This window comes from Pyxidicoccus sp. M6 (assembly GCF_055568925.1).
The window spans coordinates 2,679,429-2,697,201 of the sequence record NZ_CM145714.1 but is presented as its reverse complement, the minus strand read 5'-3'; the positions used below and the strand labels follow the sequence as shown (position 1 = coordinate 2,697,201).

The following is a 17,773-nucleotide window of genomic DNA, read 5'->3' as shown; positions in this document are numbered from 1 at the left end:
GCGTGGGAGGCCCCGCCACGGTGCAGGACGCCGGCAGGCCGGGACAGATGCACCATGGCGTGCCGCCGGGTGGAGCGCTGGTGCCGGAGTTGCTGGCACTCGCCAACCGCGCGGTGGGCAACCCGTGGGGCGCGGCGGCGCTGGAGACGTTTGGAAGGCTGGAGCTGCGGGGGCGCGGACGCGGGATGCGCGTGTCCGTGGATGGCCGCGTTATCACCGTGGCGGACGGAGAGACCTTCACGGTGCCCGCTCCGGAGTCCGCGAGCGTGCGCTATGTCGCGGTGGACGGAGGCCTCGCGGTGCCGGAGGTGCTGGGCGGACGCGGCACGTTGCTGGTCGCGAAGCTGGGCGGACACGAGGGCCGGCTGCTGCGTCCGGGAGACGCATTGCCACTGGGCAACGGTGGCGGCACGCCGGAGGCGCTGGAGTTGGGAGACGCGCTGGACGTGGGAGCGCCCATCCGCGTGACGCTCGGCCCGGACGTGGAGCGCTTCGATGAGGCGACACGGAAGGCACTGCTGGCGAACACCTTCACCGTGTCCCCCGCGAGCGACCGCGTGGGCATGCGGCTGAAGGGGGCGGCACTGACGCACGGAGATGAAGGCGCCGGCACGTCGCGCCCCATGGTGCGTGGGGCCATCCAGGTGACGCTGTCGGGAGAGCCCATCGTCCTCGGCCCGGACCACCCGACGACGGGCGGGTATCCGCTCATCGCCACCGTCATCCGCGCGGACTGGGGCCGCCTCTGTGCGCGCCGTCCGGGCACACCCGTGCTCTTCAGCGCGGTGAGTGTCGAAGAGGCCCGTGAGGCCTGGCACCGACACGTCGAGCGCTTCCGCTCCCCCGTACGCTGAGGGCCCCCGGGCGTCCGGTCCGGAACACCGCACCCGCTCGAATGTCGGAGCAAGGACACGCTCCGGGAAGCACGCTGACGCGCACCGGAGCGGCTCCTCCCGGCGCGCATAGCCTCCGCGTCCTCCAACGCCCCCTCAGGAGCCCGCACATGTCTCGGAATCCACGCCCCGCGGCGCTGGTCGCAATCACTGTCATCCTGGCAGTAGGAGCTGCCTTCGCGCAGGCGACGAAGGACCCCAAGCCCGGTGGCCAGAAGACTCCCGCCCCCAAGGACACCGGCGACCAGACGTACACCATTCCCATCGTCGCCGAGGAGAGCTTCAAGGCCGTCATGGACCGCGACGTCCGGGACAAGCCCGGCGTCATGCGCCGCCAGCAGGCGCTCCTCGAGTCCCGGTATGACCTCAGCAACCGGTCCTCGAAACTCATGATGTCGGGAGGCCGCAGGGCCGTGCAGACAGGCGTCCGCGTCAAGCTCCCCCAGGGTGTGACGTGGGAGCAGCTCGCCGCGATGAAGCCGGAGGAGATTCGCGAGAAGGGCCTCTTCCCGCAGGGCTTCCTCCCGCTGCCTCACGTGAAGCACGCCGTCGGCGGCCAGGTCTTCCCTCGGATGGAGATTGACGACATTCGCAAGCAGGAGGCCCGCTCGCTGGAGCGCTTCGACGTGGACTTCGACATCCCCGAGCACTTCCTGCCGGAATTCCCTCCGCCCATCTTCCTCTCGCAGCGCCCCGAGCTGGGGGACGTCTCCCAGGGCAAGGTCCTCACCATCCGCAACTTCTACGAGCTGATGAACGGCAAGCTCACCCCCGTCCAGATGGACGGCCTGCGCCAGCTCCTCACGCCATTCCCCCAGGCGGAGTTCAACGCGACGGACGCCCGCAAGGTGACCGAGGGGAGCTTCGGCGTCACCTGTCTCGACTGCCATACGAATGGCCACACCAACGCGGCCTTCCACCTCAACCCGGACACCCGGCCCCAGGCCGCGCGCTTCCGGCTCGACACGGTCAGCCTGCGCGGGGTGTTCAACCAGCAGATTCACGGCTCCAAGCGCTCGCTGCGCTCCATCGAGGACTTCACCGAGTTCGAGCAGCGCACCGCGTACTTCAACGGCGACATCGCGGACGCCGCGAAGAAGGGAGTGAACGAGCCGGACCGTCCCACCCAGGTGGCGAACATGGCCCAGATGCAGAACATGTTCGACTTCCCTCCGGCGCCCAAGCTGCTGCCCACGGGCCGGTTGGACCCGACGCTGGCTACGGAGCAGGAGAAGCTCGGCGAGCAGGTCTTCTTCGGGAAGGGCCAGTGCGCCACCTGCCACCCGCCCCCGTTCTTCCTCGACAACCAGATGCACGACCTGCACGTGGAGCGCTTCTTCAAGCCTCAAACCCTCAATGACCAGGCCATCCACGCGGATGGCCCCATCAAGTCCTTCACGCTTCGCGGCATCAAGGACTCGCCCCCGTATTTCCATGACGGGCGCCTGCTGACGCTCGAGGACACGGTGGAGTTCTTCAACCTCGTCCTCGGTCTCAAGCTGGACTCGCGGGAGAAGGACGCGCTCGTCCAGTACATGCGCGTGCTCTGACGCTCAAGGAGCCTCCAGCTCCGGAGGCCACAGCTCTCCGAGGTCCAGCTCCAGCGCGTCGAATGGTTCGACCCGCACGCGCGCTGTGCCGGAGTACGTGCCCAGCGCGACCCATTGTTCTCCCTGCCGCCGGAACGCCTCCAACGTGCGCGTGGCAGGGTCCACCAGCCAGACGTACTCCACGCCCTCGCGCGCATAGATTTCCCGCTTGCGGTCCAGCGACGCGGTGGATGGAGAGAGCACCTCGCAGACCCAGTCCGGCGCCACGGTGAAGAACGGCATCCGGCGCAACTGCGGCATGCGCTCGCGCCGCCAGCCGCCAATGTCGGGAACCAGCACATCCTCGCCAAAGTGCAGCTCGGGTTCATCGTGAATCCACCAGCCACCTGGGGCCCGCTGCCCAATCTGGAAGGCCGTCGCCAGTAGACTCTGAATCACAGTGTGTGCCACGCCATGCGGAATCGCGGGCCTCGACATGGCGATGAGCTCGCCGTCGATGATCTGTCCGACCATGTTCTCGGGCAGCGCTTCGATGTCCGCGTAAGTCGCGCGCCGCTTCGTCTCGTTGCCCATCGCGATGCTCCCCGTTCCGCCAACCTCCAACCCGTCCATCATCAGCCCAGCCTCCCAGGAGTGAAACCCCACCCTTGATGGTGTGTCCACTCCTTCCTACTCACTGGGTCTGACAGCCGGCTGTCGCCTACCTACGTAACAGGCGAGACAGGAACTCCCGGGTGCGAGGCTGCCTCGGCTCGCGCAGCACCTGTTGAGGCGCGCCCTCCTCCACCACCTTCCCCGCGTCCATGAACAGCACGCGGTGGGCCACGTCCTCGGCGAAGCCCATCTCATGCGTCACCACGCACATGGTCATCCCCTCGCGCGCCAGCTCGCGCATGACCTCCAGCACCTCGCCCACCAACTCCGGGTCCAGCGCGCTGGTGGGCTCGTCGAACAGCATCACCTCGGGCTTCATCGCCAGCGCCCGCGCGATGGCCACCCGCTGCTGCTGACCGCCGGAGAGCTGCTCCGGCCATGCCTCCGCCTTCCCTCCCAGGTGGACCAATTCCAGCATGCGCCGGCCCAGCGCCTCCGCCTCCGCGTCCGGCATGCCCAGCACCTTGCGCGGCGCCAGCGTCACGTTGTCCAGCACGCTCAGATGGGGGAACAGGAGGAAGCGTTGGAACACCATGCCCACGCGGCGGTGCAGCGCCTGGAGCGCCTTCGGCTCGTCGCGCACCGGCACGCCGCCCACCACGACCTCGCCTTCCGTCGGCATCTCCAGCCCGCACAGGCACCGCAGCAGCGTGGACTTGCCACATCCGGACGGGCCCACGAAGACCACTACCTCTCCGGGCTCCACCATGAGGTCCACGCCCCGGAGGACCTCCAGCGTCCCGAAGCGCTTGTGCAGGTTGCGCACTTCCACGAGCGGCATGCGACGCCTCAGCGCTGACGGTGCAGGCGCCGCTCCAGCGCCGAGGCCAGCCGCGTCAGCGGCAGCGTGGCCAGCAGGTAGAACACCGCCACGGCGGGCCAGATGGCGAGCGGCGCCGCGAGCTGGCTCGCCAGCTCCTGCCCCGCCCGCGTCAGCTCCGCCATGCCGATGATGGACACCAGCGACGAGTCCTTCAGCAGCGCAATCCCCTCGTTCGTCAGCGGAGGCAGCACGTTGCGCACCGCCTGCGGGAGGATGACGTGGCGCATGGCTTGCGCGGGGCTCATGCCCAGCGCCCTCGCCGCCTCCGACTGTCCCGGGTCCACCGAGGCGATGCCCGCGCGGAAGATTTCCGCCACGTACGCCGCGCTGTTGAGCGTCAGCGCCAGCACCGCCGCCAGCATCGGCGCCAGGTCCACCCCCAACAACTGCGGCAGCGCGTAATAGATGAAGATGATTTGCACCAGCAACGGCGTACCGCGCAGCCCCTCCACGTACGCCGCGCACAGCCACGCCACGGGCTTGAAGCGCACCCGCCTCCCCAGCGCCACCAGCAGCCCCAGCGGCAGCCCCGACAGCAGCGCCAGCGCGGTGAGCCCCAGCGTCAGCACCAGCCCCTCCGCCAGCCTCCGCGCCACGCGGCCCCACGGAACACCCGTCGGTTGCACCGGAGCGTTCCGCGCCGCCTCGCCGAAGTACTTCTCCTCCAGCGCGGCGAACCGGCCGCTCTCCCGCAGCCGCCGGAGCGCCCCGTTGACGGCCTCGCGCAGCGCGGTGTCCTCCGGCCTGGACACGATGCCGTAGTGCTCCTCCGTCAGCAGGCCGCCCGTGGTGCGCAGCCCCTGGAAGCCGTGCGTGATGAAGTAGCGCAGCGTCGGCGCGTCCCCCACCACGCCGTCGAGGTTGCCGTTGAGCAAATCCTGCAGCGCCAGGTCGATGCTCGGGTACTGCCGCACCGTGACGTCCGGGTACTTCTGCAACACCAGCGCCGCGGTGGTGTTGAGCTGGATGCCGGCCACCTTCCCTCGCAGGCTCTCCAGTCCCTGGATTCGCGCGTCCCCCTCCCGCGCGGCCACCGTCTGCCCGGCGGTGTAGTACGGGTCCGAGAAGCCCAGCCGCGCCTGGCGCTCGGGCGTAATCGTGACGGCGGACATCACCAGGTCGAACTTCCCCGCCATCAGCGCGGGGAACACGCCGTCGAAGGACGTATTCGTCCACGCAACCTTCGCGCCCAGCTCCTCGGCGATGAGCGTGCCCAGCTCGATGTCGAAGCCCACCAGCTCGCCGTCCCGCACCGACTCGAAGGGCGGATAGGTGGCATCCGTCCCGATGCGTAGCGTCCGGCCCTTCCAGTCGCCTCTGGACGACGGCCCCGCCGGCTCCCGGCAGCCCATGCCCCCGAACAACCCCCACACGAGGCCGAGCAGGACCAGCCCGGGAGCCCAGGCCCGGTGGCGCGAGGAGCGGAGGAAGTCCATGGAGCGTCCCGGGACATGGGCACCCTCCACTCCGGGTTCAAGGTGCCATGCCCCCCGGTGCGGACTTGTGCCCACCACGCAACTTCAATTCCTCAATGTCCGATACTCGGGGTCATGAAGACCCCCGTCTCGGGCCCCCGCCCCCAGGCTCCCCGCACCAGTGAGACTCCCCAGCCGAAGCAGGCCCCTCGCAACGAGGTGAAGCCCGCTCCGCAGCCCAAGGCCGCGCGCTCCGACACCGTCGGCGTGTCGCAGTTCGACTCCGCCAAGGGCCGCCAGCCCAACGTGGCCCTGGCCACGCCGGTGGGCTCGCCGCCCCCCAGCGGCATCGCCCCGGGCAGCTACCCCACCGCCGCGGACGTGAAGGCCATTGCCGCCATGAAGGACCCGGTGGCGCGCAACTACGCGATTACGCAGGGCTACCACGACCTGTCCGACGCCATGGGCAAGCTGGTCGGTAGCGACAACGCCAACTGGGCCACCTTCGGCACGTGGGCCTCGAAGCAGGCCGGCGTCAGCATCCGCGGCGAGGACATGCCCAAGGTCCTCACCGACGTGCTCAAGGGCGCCGCGAATGTCTCGGGCCCCCTGGCCAAGGTGGACGACTTCATGCGCAAGCTGGGCCTGCCCGGGCTGCCCATCGGCGACATTGGCATGGCCGGTCAGGACGCGCTCTCCAGGGTCAGCAACGAAATCGCCGGCGGCAACCAGTTCGTCTTCAACGAAATCGGCCAGGAGTTCGCCCGCTTCATCGACACCTTCAAGGGCGACACCAAGCCTGACGCAGCGAAGTTGCAGCAGTACCTGGATGGCTTCCCCAAGGACAAGCCGCTGCTCCGCGAGGCCTTCAGCCACTACGCGGAGGCCATGAACGAGAAGGACCCGAACAAGAAGGCCGAGCTGATGCTCATGGCCAACGACAAGGTGGGCCTGCACGAGCAGACGCAACTGACTCCCTACGTGGAGCGGGCGCTCAACGCGCCGGTGCAGGAGACCTTCCGCAACATCCTCAAGCAGTCCGTCGAGGGGGCCATCAACGCGCTCCCCTTCCCCGCCAACCTCGCCGGCAAGGCCGCGCTGAAGTCGGGCGCGGTGGACGCGCTGCTGAATCCCGTGGTGGATGGCATCGCCGGCGTGTTCCGGGGCATCGCCACCGAGCACATGATGAAGCTCGCCGTCCCCGGTGGCGCGCTCAAGATTGGCAATGATTTGCCCCCGCCCAAGGGCATGGAGTCCACGCTCTTCCCGCCGCACCTGCGCACCATCCAGAACCCGGAGCTGAAGGGGCTGCTCGGCAAGCTGGACCACAGCCCCGACAGCCTGAAGGGCACCGGCGCGAAGGACTGGAGCAAGCTGGGCCAGCGGATGGACTACATCATCGACCTGTTCCGCTCGCGCCAGTCGGACCCGCACCTGTTCGACCAGCCCTTCGGCCGCAGCACCACGTATCCGCTGCCGAACGCGCCGCGCTGAGCTGAAGGAAGGTTCCGCCCGGCCGTGCCCCAAGCGGCCGGCCAGGCGGTGTGCAGCGCCCCCGCACCTTGGGAGCGGGCGAGGGAGTGAGCAACGTCAATCACTCCCATGGAGTCCATCGCCTGGTACCTCATCATCGGGCTGCTGCTGGTGGCGATGGCGCTGGGCGGCTCCGTGCTCAAGCGCCTGCCGCTGTCCACGTCGCTGCTCTACCTGGGCGTGGGCTTCGCGGTGGGGCGGCTGGGGCTGGGCCACCTGGACCCGGTGAAGCAGGCCGGACTGCTGGAGCGAATCACCGAGGTGGCCGTCATCATCTCCCTCTTCAGCGCGGGGCTGAAGCTGCGCCTGCCGCTGAAGGACCGGGAGTGGCGCATCGCCGTGCGTCTGGCGCTCGGGGCCATGGTGCTCACCGTGGCCCTGGTGGCGCTGGTGGGCATGGGCGCGCTCGGCCTGCCGGTGGGCGCGGCGCTGCTCCTGGGCGCCATCCTCTCTCCCACGGACCCGGTGCTCGCGTCCGAGGTGCAGGTGTCCCACGCGTTGGACAGGGACAGGCTGCGCTTCGGCCTCACCGGTGAGGCCGGCCTCAACGACGGCACCGCCTTCCCCTTCGTCATGCTGGGACTGGGCCTGCTGGGCCTGCATGAAGTCGGGCCCGGACTGTGGCGCTGGGTGGTGCTGGACGTGCTGTGGGCCGGGGCGATGGGCCTCATCGTGGGCGTGGTGCTGGGAGACCGGGTGGGCCGGCTGGTGCTCTACCTGCGCAAGCACCACCAGGAGGCCGTGGGCATGGACGAGCTGCTCGCGCTGGGCCTCATCGCGCTCTCGTACGGGGCCGCGCTGGTGGCGAAGGGCTACGGCTTCCTCGCGGTGTTCGCCGCCGGCCTCGCGCTGCGGCGAATCGAACGGAAGCACACCGGCTCGCGCCCGCCCCAAGAGGTGGAGGAGGCCGCGCGCGCCGCGGACAAGCTGGAGGCGGCCACCAACCCCCGGCACGCACACGCGTACATGGCCAACGCGGTGCTGGGCTTCAACGAGGCGCTGGAGCGCATCGCCGAGGTGGCCGTGGTGGTGGGACTGGGGTTGCTGCTCGCCCGCACTCCCTTCCCTCCGGAAGTCCTGTGGCTGGCGCCGCTGCTCTTCCTCGTGCTGCGGCCGCTGTCCGTCGTGCTCTCGCTCGTGGGCTCACGCGCGGACAAGCACCAGCGCGTGCTGATGGCCTGGTTCGGCGTGCGCGGCATCGGCTCGCTCTACTACCTCTTCTATGCCATTGCGCACGGGCTGGGAGACGGGCTCACCGCGCGGCTGCTGCCGCTGGTGCTGTGGGTGGTGGCCGTGTCCATCGTCGTGCACGGCATCTCCGTCACCCCGCTGATGGCGCGCTACGAGGGACGCGCGCAGCGGCGGCGTGAAGCCACCGCTTGAGGCGTCCTCACACCTCGTCCACGACGAACTGGTCCAGCCGGGCGATTCCCAGCTTCTTCATCCGGCTCTGCAGCGTGGACGGCTTGAGCCCCAGCAGCGCCGCCGCGCCGCCCGGCCCGTAGACGCGACCGCGCGTGAGCGTCAGCACGCGGAGGATGTGCTCGCGCTGCACCGTCGCCAGCGTGGGCACCGCGCCCTGCTTCAGCGGCGCCTCGCCCGAGGTGACCTCTCCCGAGGGAGCCTCCGCCCGGGCCCCCTCGTCGCTCCGGTTCGGCAAATCGAACGCGTCCGGCCCCAGCTCCGTGCTTCGCGAGAGGATGGTGGCGCGCTCCAGCGCGTTGGCCAGCTCGCGTAGGTTGCCCGGCCAGTCGTACGCCTCCAGCCGCGACAGCCCCGCCGGCGTCACGCGCATCCCCCGCCGGCCCGTGCGCTGCGACTGCTCCTCCAGGAGGAAGGTGCAGAGCTGCGGCAAATCCTCGCGCCGCTCGCGCAGGGGCGGCAGCCGCAGCGGGAAGACGCTCAGCCGGTAGTAGAGGTCCTCCCGGAAGCGCTTCTGCGCAATCGCCTGCTGCAGGTCCACGTGCGTGGCGGCGAGGATGCGCACGTCCGCGCGCACCGTCTTGTCACCGCCCACCGGCTCGAAGGTCTTCTCCTGCAGCGCGCGCAACAGCTTCGCCTGCAGTTCCACCGGCAGCTCACCCACCTCGTCCAGGAGCAGCGTGCCTCCGCTCGCCATCTGGAAGCGGCCCGCCCTGTTCTGCGTGGCGCCGGTGAAGGCGCCCTTCACGTGGCCGAAGAGCTCGCTCTCCAGGAGGCCTGCCGGAATCGCCGCGCAGTTGAGGGTGACGAAGGGCTGGTCCGCCCGCGCGCTCCAACGGTGGATGGCCCGCGCCAGCCGCTCCTTGCCCGTGCCCGTCTCGCCCGTAATCAGCACCGGCGTGTCCGTCTCCGCCACCTGCCTCGCGCGCCGGGCGAGGTCGCGCATCATCGGACTGAGCGACGTCTCGAGGATGCCCTCCGACTCACCGCCGAGCTGCGCCTCCAAGAGCTTCGCGTGCTCATGGTCCTGCCGGTGCATCCGCTCGAAGGTGGCCCGCTGCTCCGCGGACTGAATCGCCGTGGCCAGCATCTGCCCGTACACCTCCACCAGGTCCACCACCGGCTGCGGATACGACTCGCACTCGGCCCTATCCAAGGACAGCACGCCGTAGGCGCGCTCGCCCGCGCACAGCGGCACCACCATGCACGAGTGGCCAGGCGGCAAGTCGAGCACCCCGTCGAACGGGTCCCCATCTCCGTGCGAGTGGTCCTCCTCCGTGAAGGCGCGCGCGCGCCGCGTCTCCAGCGCCTGTCGCAGCGAGGGGAACTCCGCGAGGTTGAGCGCGTGCTGCCGCACCTTCGCGTTGGCCAGCGGCCCTCGCGCGGCCACCGCGACGAGCCGCCCCTCCTTCAAGAGGAACACTGTCGCCAGGTCGAAGCGCACCACCCGCGTCAGCCAGTCCAGTCCTCGACGGAGCAGCTCCCCCACTCCGTCTTCCGTGGTTGCCAGCTCGACCAGGTCCCGAGCATCCTGCGCGCCTTCGTTGCGGCCTGACATTTCATCCGACATGCTGCACGAATAATAGCGGTCCACCGAAATTGCAGTGGCGAAACCCACCGAGATTTCGTTATTCACCGGCCCGCTGGCACCGACTGGTCGGGGGCTGAAGTCAAACCCCTGGAATCATTGAAGCAGAAGACTGGCACGGGGCCTGCTTTGGAAGTTGGCACAAGCAACGTTCCCCGGGACGTCCATGAGGGCGCCCCCTTAACCCCCCAAGGAGTCGTAACGACATGCTGACCGTTGGCGACAAGATCCCGAGCTTCAAGGTGAAGGCCACTGTGTCCCTGGAGAAGGGCAAGGAGTTCCAGGACATCACGAACGAGACCTTCAAGGGCAAGTGGCTGGTGCTGTTTGCCTGGCCGAAGGACTTCACCTTCATCTGCCCCACGGAGATCGCGGAGTTCGGCAAGAAGAACAAGGACTTCGCTGACCGCGACGCGCAGGTGCTGGGCCTGAGCACCGACAGCGAGTTCGTGCACCACGCGTGGCGCACGCACCACCCGGACCTGAAGAACCTGCCCTTCCCCATGCTGGCGGACCTGAAGCACGAGCTGTGCAACGCCCTGGGCATCCTCCACAAGGAGGAGGGCGTGGCCCTGCGCGCGACGTTCATCGCGGACCCCGAGGGCATCATCCGCCACGTGACGGTGAACGACCTGTCCGTGGGCCGCAACGTCGCGGAGACGGTGCGCACGCTGGACGCGCTCCAGACGGACGAGCTGTGCCCCTGCAACTGGACCAAGGGTGAGGAGACGCTCACCCAGAAGCTGGCGAAGGCGGGGTAACGCTCCATGGCCTCGCTCGAAGTCGTCCGCACGGAGCTCGCGGACGCCCACAAGGACACCCGCCTCAACCTCCAGGCCGTCCTGGAGGGTGGCAGCCTCACCCCGGAGCAGCGCTGGGGCGTGGCCGTCGCCTGTGCCTTCGCCGCGCGCAACGAGCGGCTGAAGGACGCGATTCTCGAAGAGGCGAAGAAGGCCCTGACGACCCCGGAGCCGGTCATCGAGGACGCGCGAGCCGCTGCGTCCCTGATGGCGATGAACAACGTCTACTACCGTTTCCGGCACATGATTGGGAAGGAGTCCTACTCCACCAAGCGCGCCGGGCTGCGGATGAACCGGCTCGCGCAGGTGCTGACGAACAAGGTGGACTTCGAGCTGGTCTGCCTCGCGGTCAGCGCCATCAACGGCTGCGAGATGTGCATGAAGACCCACGAGAAGGTCATCCTCGAGGGTGGCCTGACCGAGGACCAGGTGCACGACGCGGTCCGCATCGCCGCCGTGATTCACGCGGCGGCGGTGGGCCTGGAGTCGTAAGGCCTCCTGTCGCGAGACATCGCTGAAGGTTCAGGGCGCCCTCCGGTGGAAACACCGGGGGGCGCTCCCTTTTTCGCGGCCACGCATCTGAATGCGCAAAAGCACGAGAGAGACAGAAAGGAACGACACCATGTACCGAAGCCCCAGCCCCCTCCCCGAGAAGGCCCGCTCCACCATCGCCGAGTCGCTCAACGCCCGCCTGGCCGACGGCTTGGATCTGCACTCGCAAATCAAGGTGGCCCACTGGAACATCAAGGGCCCTCAGTTCGCCGCGCTGCACCCGCTGTTCGAGACGTTCGCGGTGAGCCTGGCCAACCACAATGACTCCATCGCCGAGCGCGCGGTGACGCTGGGCGGGAAGGCCTACGGCACCAGCCGCCACGTGGGCAAGACGAGCCGCCTGCCGGACTACCCGCAGGAGACGACGAAGGACATGGAGCACGTGAAGCTCCTGGCCGAGCGCATCGAGGTCTACCTGGACGGCCTGCGCCAGAGCCGCAAGACGTTCGAGGAGAACCAGGACACGGACTCGGTGGACCTGATGACGGGCATCATCACCGAGTTCGAGAAGCACGCCTGGTTCCTGCGCGCGTCGCTGGAAGGCTGACACGCGCACCCGAGGCGCCGCGCACCCGGGCCGGCTCGCCCGGTGTGTGCAGCGCGCTTCACGCACCCGGGGTGGCCCATTCCAGGGCCACCCCTTTTGTTTCAAGGGGTTGGGCGGGGCATGGCGGTTGCTCTGGTGGGGTGGGTCCCCCTTTTTGCCAGGAGCGCCCCATGCGACGCATTGCCTGCCTGTCCCTCGCCGTCCTCGCCACCGCCTGTGGCAGCGAAGTCCCCTCGAAGGAGGAGGTGGAGGCCGCGCGGGTGAAGGTGGAGCGCGCGGTGGCCGCGGCCCACCAGGTGCGCGGCGCGCTGGAAGTCCTGGGTGTGCTGCCGGTGTACACGTGCGGCGAGCCCCGGCGCTCCTTCGTGGGCCGCGCGGCGGAAGGCGTGCGGGCGAAATACGCGTGCGCCACCGCCACGGTGGAGGCGCACGACGCCGTCACCGACGCGGTGGTGCTGACCTTCAACGAGGGTGGCTGCGACGTGCACGGCCTGCGCTTCACCGGGCAGGTGGCCTTCCTGTATCGAGGCGGTGAAGACCTGATGGAGGTGGGCGCGGACCTGCGCGGCCTGTCGGTGGACGGGCACAACCTCCAGGCGGAGGTGGGCTACGGCACCTGCGGTGACGAGACGCGCCTGTTCGCGGACGTGGCGGGCGGCGTGCCCGGGCGCGAGGACCACTCCTTCCACATCGACGGTCGCGTGGGCCTGCGCGGCGGCGTGCCCGTCATCGGCGGCTCGGAGCTGGTGCTGAACGGGCCCGGCTCGCTGACGGGCCCGGACGGCACGGACACCCTCACCCTCACGTCGTTGCTGTACGACGTGGGCCAGTACCTGCCGAAGGAAGGCACCGCGGTGCTGGAGACGGCGGACGGCCACCGGCTGGAGGCGCGCTTCCAGGAGGTGTTGTGGCGCGTGGGCAAGGTGGAAGTCACGGTGGATGACAAGGAGTCGGTGACGGTGCCCATCGTCCGCTGACACGTCTCCAAGCCCCACGGGCAGCGCACGGGCGCCCGACTTCCGCTAGGGTGCGCGGCCGTGAGCGACGACGTCACGATTCCAGCCTTCCGCTCCGTGCCCCGCACGGGCGTCATCTACGTCACCGCCGAGGCGACCCGCCGCGGCTACCGTTCCAGCGACCCCGAATGGTGCAACCTGGGCCAGGGCCAGCCGGAGACGGGAGAGCTGCCCGGCGCACCGCCCCGGCTGGGCTCCGTCAACATCGACGTGGCGGACATGGAGTACGCGCCCGTGGCGGGCCTGTGGGAGCTGCGCGAGACGATTGCGAGTCTCTACAACAAGCTCTACCGCAAGGGCATGCCTGGCCAGTACAGCGCGGAGAACGTCTGCCTCTCCGGCGGCGGGCGCGCGGCCCTCACCCGCGCGGCGGCGAGCCTGGGCTCCATCAACCTGGGCCACTTCCTGCCGGACTACACCGCGTACGAGGAGCTGCTCGACGTCTTCAAGGCCTTCACCGCCATCCCCATCCTCCTGGAGGGCGAGCGCGGCTACACCTTCACCTCGGAGGATTTGCGCCGCGAGGTGCAGGGCCGCGGCCTGTCCGCGCTGCTCTTCTCCAACCCGTGCAACCCCACCGGCAAGCTGGTGCAGGGCGATGAGCTGGCGCGCTGGGTGGGCGTGGCGCGCGAGCAGGAGTGCTCGCTGCTCATCGACGAGTTCTATTCGCACTACATCTGGACGGGCCGCCCCGGGCACCTGCCGGTGGAGAGCGCGGCGCGCTACGTCGAGGACGTGAACAAGGACCCCATCGTCATCTTCGACGGCTTCACCAAGAACTGGCGCTACCCGGGCTGGCGCATGACGTGGACGGTGGGTCCGCGCCAGGTCATCGAGGCGGTGTCCAGCGCGGGCAGCTTCCTCGACGGTGGCGGCAGCCGCCCGCTGCAGCGCGCGGCCATTCCGCTGCTCCAGGAGGACGTGGTGGTGGCGGAGACGCAGGCCATCCACAAGGCCTTCCGCGAGAAGCGCGACCTCTTCCACTCGCGGCTGGAGCGGCTGGGCATCCGCACGGACCGCGCGCCGGACGGGACGTTCTACGTCTGGGGCAACGTGTCCGGCCTGCCGCCGCCGCTCAACGAGGGCATGGGCTTCTTCCGCGCCGCGCTGGAGCAGAAAATCATCACCGTGCCCGGTGAGTTCTTCGACGTGAATCCGGGCAAGCGCCGCGCGCGGCGGCCCTCGCGCTTCCGCAACTACGTGCGCCTGTCCTTCGGCCCCTCGCTGGAGGTGCTGGAGAAGGCGCTGTCGCGGCTGGAGGCCATGGTGCTGCACTACACGCACGCGCCGCACTCCGTCCCGCCGAAGCCGTGACGCGAGACGGCCCGGCTTCCCACGCAGGGCGCCGGGCCTCGCGGTTCAGCGCGCGGAGCGGACGCCACCGCGCTCGGGGATGACCCACAGGTACAGCGTGCGGCCGTCCTCGTGGATTTCCTTGTCGGGCTCCCAGTCGCCCATGTCGAAGCCGTGGGAGACGATGCGCGTGCCCGGCTTCAACTCGGACAGGAGCTTCGGCTTCAGGCGCTCGTTGACGGAGGGCAGCAGGTACAGCGTCACCACGGTGGCGTCGCCGATGTCCGCGTCGAACAAGTCCCCCTGGCGGAACTCCACCCGGTCCTGCACTCCCGCGCGGCGTGCGTTCTCAGTGGCCTCGGCGATGCGCTCGGGGTTGATGTCCACACCCACCGCGCGCGCCGCCCCGTGTTTCTTCACCGCGGAGATGACGATGCGCCCATCGCCGCTGCCGAGGTCGTAGACGACGTCCCCGGACTTCACGCCTGCGAGGCCCAGCATGGCCTCCACCGCCGGTTCTGGAGTCGGGACATAGGGCACCTCCGGAGCGCGCACCAGCGGCGTCTCTGCCGGGTCCGGCACCGGGACGGATTGGTGGACGTTGACGTCCTGCGCGAGCGCCGTGGCTCCCACCACGAGCGACAGCATGAGGATGGAGCGCTTCATGTGACCTCCTTCTGCCTTGGCAGCCTGGGGAAGAACCGCGCCACACGCGGCGCGCGGCGGGCCCGGGCCACCTCCACCGCGAGCAGCACGCCGCCAGTGCCCAGCACGGCCAGCCCCGCCAGCGCGCCGGGCCCGGTGTACGCGATGCTCGAGTAGAGGACGTACGCACACAGGCCGATGAAGACGAGCGGCGTGAGCGGATACAGCGGCACGCGGAAGGGGCGCGGGGTGTCCGGCTCGCGCACGCGCAGCACCAGCAGCGCCACGCCCGTCAGCAGGAAGAAGAGCCAGAAGACGGGCGCGGTGTACTCCACCATCGTCTGGAAGCCCTGGCGCGTCACCGTGCCCAGCCCCACCAGCGCGAGGGTAATCGCGCCCTGCACCAGCAACGCGCGCGTGGGCGTGTTGGCCCGCGCGTGCCACTTCCCCAGCCCGTTGAAGAGCACGCTGTCGCGCCCGAAGGCGTAGTGCGTGCGCGCGCCGGTGAGCACCGTGGCGTTGGCGGAGGTGAGCGCGGAGATGGCGATGAGCACGCTGATGGCCGCCGCACCACCCGTGCCCGCGGCCCGCTGCATCAGGTCCGCGGCCACCGCCTCGGAGCCCGCCATGCCCGCGTGCCCCAGGCCGCGCAGGTAGGCCACGTTGACGAGCAGGTAGAGCGCCGTCACGAAGCCAAGGCTCGCCAGCAGCGCCCAGGCGAGGCTGCGCCGCGTGCCCCGCACCTCGGCGGAGAGGTAGGCCACCTCGTTCCACCCGCCATAGGTGAGCAGCACGAAGACCATGGCCAGACCCCACGATGTGCCCGGCGGCGCGGCGGCCGTCACTGGTGCCGACTCCGGCGCGGCGGGGGCGAGCAGCAGCCCCGCGATGCTGACGGCCAGCACGCCCGAAACCTCCAGGGCGGTGAGCAGGTTCTGCGTGCGCGTGCCCTGCCGCAGCCCGGCGATGTTGAGCGCCGTGAGGCCCACCACCACCGCCGCCGCGTACACGGCGGATGAGCTGGGCCCCAGTGGGACGAGCTGCGAGGCGTAATCGCCGAAGACGAAGGCCAGCAGCGCGATGGAGCCGGTGGGAATCACCGTCAGCCGCGCCCAGGCGAAGAGGAAGGAGGGCCCGCGCCCGAGCGCGCGGTAGAGGTAGTGGTACTCGCCGCCCGCGTTGGGCCAGGCGCTGGCGAGCTCCGCGTAGCAGAGTGCTCCTACGACCGAGGCCACCCCGCCGAGCAGCCATGCCAGCAGCATGGCCCCACCGCTGCCCGTCTGCGCCGCCACGAGGGACGGCGCCTTGAAGATGCCGGCGCCCAGGACGATGCCGACGGTGAGCGCCATCGTGTCGACGATGCGCAGCGAGGGCGAGGGAGCGGCAAGGCGCTCCCGGGAGTCGTTCACCCGCCGGCCGCCCGCCATCGCCCGCTGCTCTCGCATTGCCTCGCTCCGCGTGTCGGGACCGTCCACCGCACGCCACAACCTGAGCCCGGAGTGTGGGTCCGGCGAGCACGAGACTCCTGGCCCCCAGCCCCGCGCTCTTGCGCCGTGGGGCTCCTCCGCGTCCTCGTGGTCAGCGCACCACGGGCGGAGCAACGGGCGCAGGTCCCCGGGGCCGTTGGAGCGCATACATCGGACGGCCTGCGCCCCGACAGTCCTCCAAGGCGCGCAACGCACCGGGCGGCGGCTCGCTCCACGGCTTATGCTCTTCCGCGCATGAGACTTCCGTCGCCCCGGCTGCTGCTGCTGAGCCTGCTCTACCTGGTGCAGGGCATGCCCTTCGGCTTCCAGACGACCGCGCTGCCCGTCTACCTGCGCACGCAGGGCGTGACGCTGACGACCATCGGCTTCGCCAGCGCGCTGTCGCTGCCGTGGGCGCTCAAGGCGCTCTGGGCTCCCCTGGTGGACCGGTACGGCTCGGTGCGGCTGGGGCGGCGCCGCTCGTGGATTCTTCCCATGCAGCTCGGGTTGACGGCGAGCTGCGCGCTGGCGGCCGCCGCCGCGTCGATGCAGTCCATGCCGCTGCTGTTCGGGCTGGTGCTGCTGATGAACGTCTTCGCCGCCACGCAAGACATCGCGGTGGACGGCTTCGCGGTGGACACGCTGCGGCCCGAGGAACTCGGCCTGGGCAACACCGCGCAGGTGGTGGGCTACAAGTTCGGGATGATGTTCGCCGGGGGTGGCCTCATCGCCTGGACGGGCGAGCGCGTCAGCTGGACGGGGCTGCTGCTCGCCATGGCCGCGCTGAGCCTCGCCGCGTTCGTGGTGGTGCTCTTCGTGCGCGAGCCCCCGCCGCGTGACGGCCCGGCCGCCACGCGCATGGACTGGGAGGAGGTCCTCGGGCGGCTCAAGCAGGCGCTGCTGCTGCCCGGCGCGGGCTGGCTGCTGCTCTTCGTGGGCACGTACAAGTTCGGCGAGAGCATGTCGGACGTGCTCTACAAGCCCTTCCTGGTGGACGCAGGCATCCCCACCGCGCGCATCTTCCTGTGGGTGTCGACGTGGGGCACCGCCGCCTCCATTCTCGGCTCGGTGACGGGCGGGCTGCTGGCCACGCGCATGCCGCTGCTGGGCGCGGTGGCCCTCACCGCCACGCTGCGGGTGGTGCCGCTCGTGGGCCGGTGGCTACTCGCGACGTCGGGCGTGAGCGATGCCAGCGTCATCGGCGTGACGCTGGCGGAGGAGTTCTTCGGCGGCGCGCTCACCACGGTGATGTTCGCCTTCATGATGTCGCGCGTGGACCGGCGCATCGGCGCCACGCACTACACGCTGCTGGCCAGCCTCGAGGTGTGGGGCAAGGCCCCGGCGGGGCCGCTCGCGACCTGGCTCGCGGACCCCATCCATGGAGTGGGGCTGGGCTACCCGCGCGTCTTCATGCTCGGCATCGTCCTGTCCGTGGCGTTCCTCGTGCTGCTGTTGCCCATGCGGCGCCTCCGGCGCGTGGAGTCTCCGGCCAGCGCCGTCACGTGAGTCCGGGGACGCACTGGCGTCCCCACGCACTGGCGAAGCTCGACGGTGGGACGGGCCGTGCGCCCGCCCC

Annotated in this window: 16 protein-coding genes; 10 read left to right on the top strand and 6 right to left on the bottom strand. The window is 69.9% G+C overall.

Annotated elements, in window-relative coordinates; all coding sequences use genetic code 11:
* Positions 1-2 precede the first annotated feature (2 nt).
* Positions 3-854 (top strand): 5-oxoprolinase subunit C family protein, encoded by an 852-nt coding sequence (locus tag ACVTJA_RS11255; RefSeq protein WP_465836301.1) that lies wholly within the window; start codon positions 3-5, stop codon positions 852-854.
* Positions 855-1,003: 149 nt separating this feature from the next.
* On the top strand, positions 1,004-2,443 hold the full coding sequence (locus tag ACVTJA_RS11250) for a cytochrome B6 (RefSeq protein ID WP_465836299.1): 1,440 nt from the start codon (positions 1,004-1,006) through the stop codon (positions 2,441-2,443).
* Between the two features lie 3 nt (positions 2,444-2,446).
* On the opposite strand, the gene ACVTJA_RS11245 is transcribed toward ACVTJA_RS11250, so the two are convergent.
* The 3 genes from ACVTJA_RS11245 to ACVTJA_RS11235 all read right to left on the bottom strand — a co-directional run bounded on the left by ACVTJA_RS11245 (position 2,447) and on the right by ACVTJA_RS11235 (position 5,356).
* Positions 2,447-3,058 (bottom strand): Uma2 family endonuclease, encoded by a 612-nt coding sequence (locus ACVTJA_RS11245; RefSeq protein ID WP_465836297.1) that lies wholly within the window; start codon positions 3,056-3,058, stop codon positions 2,447-2,449.
* 85 nt (positions 3,059-3,143) lie between these two features.
* Positions 3,144-3,878, bottom strand: coding sequence for an amino acid ABC transporter ATP-binding protein (locus ACVTJA_RS11240; RefSeq protein WP_465836296.1), 735 nt, complete (start codon positions 3,876-3,878; stop codon positions 3,144-3,146).
* 8 nt (positions 3,879-3,886) lie between these two features.
* Complete coding sequence (locus tag ACVTJA_RS11235) at positions 3,887-5,356, bottom strand: ABC transporter permease subunit (protein ID WP_465836294.1); 1,470 nt, start codon at positions 5,354-5,356, stop codon at positions 3,887-3,889.
* 114 nt (positions 5,357-5,470) lie between these two features.
* Here ACVTJA_RS11235 and ACVTJA_RS11230 point away from each other — a divergent pair, with 114 nt between their 5' ends.
* Together ACVTJA_RS11230 and ACVTJA_RS11225 are read left to right on the top strand one after the other, a co-directional pair.
* Positions 5,471-6,829 (top strand): hypothetical protein, encoded by a 1,359-nt coding sequence (locus ACVTJA_RS11230; RefSeq protein ID WP_465836292.1) that lies wholly within the window; start codon positions 5,471-5,473, stop codon positions 6,827-6,829.
* Positions 6,830-6,937: 108 nt separating this feature from the next.
* Positions 6,938-8,251, top strand: a complete 1,314-nt coding sequence (locus ACVTJA_RS11225; protein WP_465836290.1) for a cation:proton antiporter — start codon at positions 6,938-6,940, stop codon at positions 8,249-8,251.
* Positions 8,252-8,258: 7 nt separating this feature from the next.
* On the opposite strand, the gene ACVTJA_RS11220 is transcribed toward ACVTJA_RS11225, so the two are convergent.
* Positions 8,259-9,848: a sigma 54-interacting transcriptional regulator gene (locus ACVTJA_RS11220; RefSeq protein ID WP_465836289.1), complete on the bottom strand. Its 1,590-nt coding sequence runs from the start codon at positions 9,846-9,848 to the stop codon at positions 8,259-8,261.
* 236 nt (positions 9,849-10,084) lie between these two features.
* Here ACVTJA_RS11220 and ACVTJA_RS11215 point away from each other — a divergent pair, with 236 nt between their 5' ends.
* The 5 genes from ACVTJA_RS11215 (at position 10,085) to ACVTJA_RS11195 (ending at position 14,107) form a co-directional block, all read left to right on the top strand.
* Complete coding sequence (locus ACVTJA_RS11215) at positions 10,085-10,639, top strand: peroxiredoxin (protein ID WP_465836287.1); 555 nt, start codon at positions 10,085-10,087, stop codon at positions 10,637-10,639.
* Positions 10,640-10,645: 6 nt separating this feature from the next.
* Positions 10,646-11,170, top strand: coding sequence for a carboxymuconolactone decarboxylase family protein (locus ACVTJA_RS11210; protein ID WP_465836285.1), 525 nt, complete (start codon positions 10,646-10,648; stop codon positions 11,168-11,170).
* A gap of 130 nt (positions 11,171-11,300) precedes the next feature.
* Positions 11,301-11,777: a DNA starvation/stationary phase protection protein Dps gene (gene dps / locus ACVTJA_RS11205; RefSeq protein WP_465836283.1), complete on the top strand. Its 477-nt coding sequence runs from the start codon at positions 11,301-11,303 to the stop codon at positions 11,775-11,777.
* 170 nt (positions 11,778-11,947) lie between these two features.
* Positions 11,948-12,754, top strand: coding sequence for a hypothetical protein (locus ACVTJA_RS11200; RefSeq protein ID WP_465836281.1), 807 nt, complete (start codon positions 11,948-11,950; stop codon positions 12,752-12,754).
* A 60-nt stretch (positions 12,755-12,814) separates the two neighbouring features.
* Positions 12,815-14,107 (top strand): pyridoxal phosphate-dependent aminotransferase, encoded by a 1,293-nt coding sequence (locus ACVTJA_RS11195; RefSeq protein ID WP_465836279.1) that lies wholly within the window; start codon positions 12,815-12,817, stop codon positions 14,105-14,107.
* 45 nt (positions 14,108-14,152) lie between these two features.
* Here ACVTJA_RS11195 and ACVTJA_RS11190 read toward each other — a convergent pair whose 3' ends face one another.
* Both ACVTJA_RS11190 and ACVTJA_RS11185 read right to left on the bottom strand, forming a co-directional pair.
* On the bottom strand, positions 14,153-14,752 hold the full coding sequence (locus ACVTJA_RS11190) for an SAM-dependent methyltransferase (RefSeq protein WP_465836278.1): 600 nt from the start codon (positions 14,750-14,752) through the stop codon (positions 14,153-14,155).
* Positions 14,749-16,176: an APC family permease gene (locus ACVTJA_RS11185; RefSeq protein WP_465836276.1), complete on the bottom strand. Its 1,428-nt coding sequence runs from the start codon at positions 16,174-16,176 to the stop codon at positions 14,749-14,751. The genes ACVTJA_RS11190 and ACVTJA_RS11185 overlap by 4 nt, the downstream gene beginning before the upstream one ends.
* 276 nt (positions 16,177-16,452) lie before the next feature.
* Between ACVTJA_RS11185 and ACVTJA_RS11180 the strand changes: the two genes are divergently transcribed.
* Positions 16,453-17,703: an MFS transporter gene (locus ACVTJA_RS11180; RefSeq protein ID WP_465836274.1), complete on the top strand. Its 1,251-nt coding sequence runs from the start codon at positions 16,453-16,455 to the stop codon at positions 17,701-17,703.
* The last annotated feature ends 70 nt before the right edge of the window (positions 17,704-17,773 follow it).